Annotated in this window: 2 protein-coding genes; both read right to left on the reverse strand. The window is 46.0% G+C overall.

Going from position 1 to position 1,609, the window contains the following annotated elements; genetic code table 11:
* Positions 1 to 907: phage tail sheath subtilisin-like domain-containing protein (locus tag F6K49_RS47330; RefSeq protein ID WP_293109458.1), on the reverse strand; the 907-nt coding region annotated here is incomplete at its 3' end.
* Positions 908 to 935: 28 nt separating this feature from the next.
* Positions 936 to 1,609 (reverse strand): Pvc16 family protein (locus tag F6K49_RS47335; RefSeq protein WP_293109460.1); only part of this gene is annotated, 674 nt, incomplete at its 5' end.

Raw genomic sequence — 1,609 nt, forward strand, 5'->3', positions numbered from 1 at the left:
TACGGGTACTGACGTAGCGAAAATCAGCATTAGCATCATCTGCCATAGTCCGGGCTCCCCAGACTTTAATGGTGCCTTTGAAAGAACGGATAACGTTAATCCCTTCCGGATTTAAACCATCCTGCTGGGCTTTACTAATGGGACGACTGACATCGAGGGCATTAACAATAACTTCGTTAGCAGGTGCTTTAAACACTCCCCGGGTGGCATCATTGCGAGCATAGATTCCAGCAAGATGACCACTAGGAGGTATAGTATCTGGGGCATTGCTAACGGGATCAAAGACTTTAATCCAAGGATAGTAGATAGCAGCATAGCTGGCTTGCTGACTACGACCAACAGGACGGATACCGCCTACATTGCTAGGTTCTTGATCTGCATCACCATCTAAGATAGCTACTCTATCTCCCATGTTGGCGCAGTGAGCAATGATAGCAGTGTGTTGAATATCACTAATTGCTCCAGGTACGGCAACAATGGTGATTTCATCAACTGTTTCAAACTTCTCTAACTCTTCAGCCGGGTTATCAATTTCTGTTGCAGCGGCAACCCGCAGTACATAACAACGGGAACCTCCGTTGAAGAAGAAGCCATACACCCCATGGGCTAAGATTTTATTGCCCTCTTGGAAATCACCAAACCTAGTTTTGAACTCTTCCCAACTGGTAATTAATGTTGGTTCACCTGCGGTCGTCAGCTCATACGGGGCAGGAACAGGATTACCCTGATCATCTAAAACAGGGTTACCATCACTATCATTTTGAAACTGTCCTGGTTGCTGTGGCATAGTAACATTATCAGCTACCACACCAATAAACCCAGCGACACTGGTTGCAACTCCAGCAACAGGTAGGGAAGCGGGTGGCACGTATTCAACATATACGCCTGGCGAAAGATACTGTGGCATAATTCTTACTCCTTGATAATCACGAAAATTACTGCTGTAACTCCAGGTTGTAATTACTTGCTGGGGATTCTACTGGGATAGTGATAGTAACCTCCTGTACACCATCGTCTAACTGCACCCGTAAGGTATAAGCACCAGCAGGAATTGACCCGATGCTATAGTTTCCATCTCTATCAGTGGCTGCCCTGAGATTACGCTCAACCAAAATAACCGTTGCGCCAACAACAGGGTTATTCTCAGCATCCGTAACTCGCCCACCAATCCGGAAAAATTGTTGTTCGGTGCCTGGCACCAGTTGTTCTGAGCATGGTGAAATCCGCTCACCTAATTGCCAATTTTGAGTAATGACAATCGGGGTTGGCTCTGGCTCAAATAGTTCCTTGATCGCAATGGTTACTGTGACTGTGATGGAAGGACGTAATTGATTCCCCAAGGCAGTCCAAAACTCAGCAGTGCTTTGTACTCCATCTAGTTGAGCAGTTACCATTGGTAAGGCTGGTTCTTGCCCAGCAAGTCGGGTATTTTCTAAAAAAGGTATTTCTGGAATAGTTGGATAGGCTAAGAATACTTGCAGCACTTGGCTGAGTAATCGGTGTTCTTGCAGGGGTAATTCTTCGCCACCAATGGGCCAAGCTGTTACTAAATAAGAACAGGCTATGCGCTTTGGAGGATTATGAATAATTGCCTGTCCATTGCGCCTCT

The organism is Moorena sp. SIO3I6 (genome assembly GCF_010672095.1).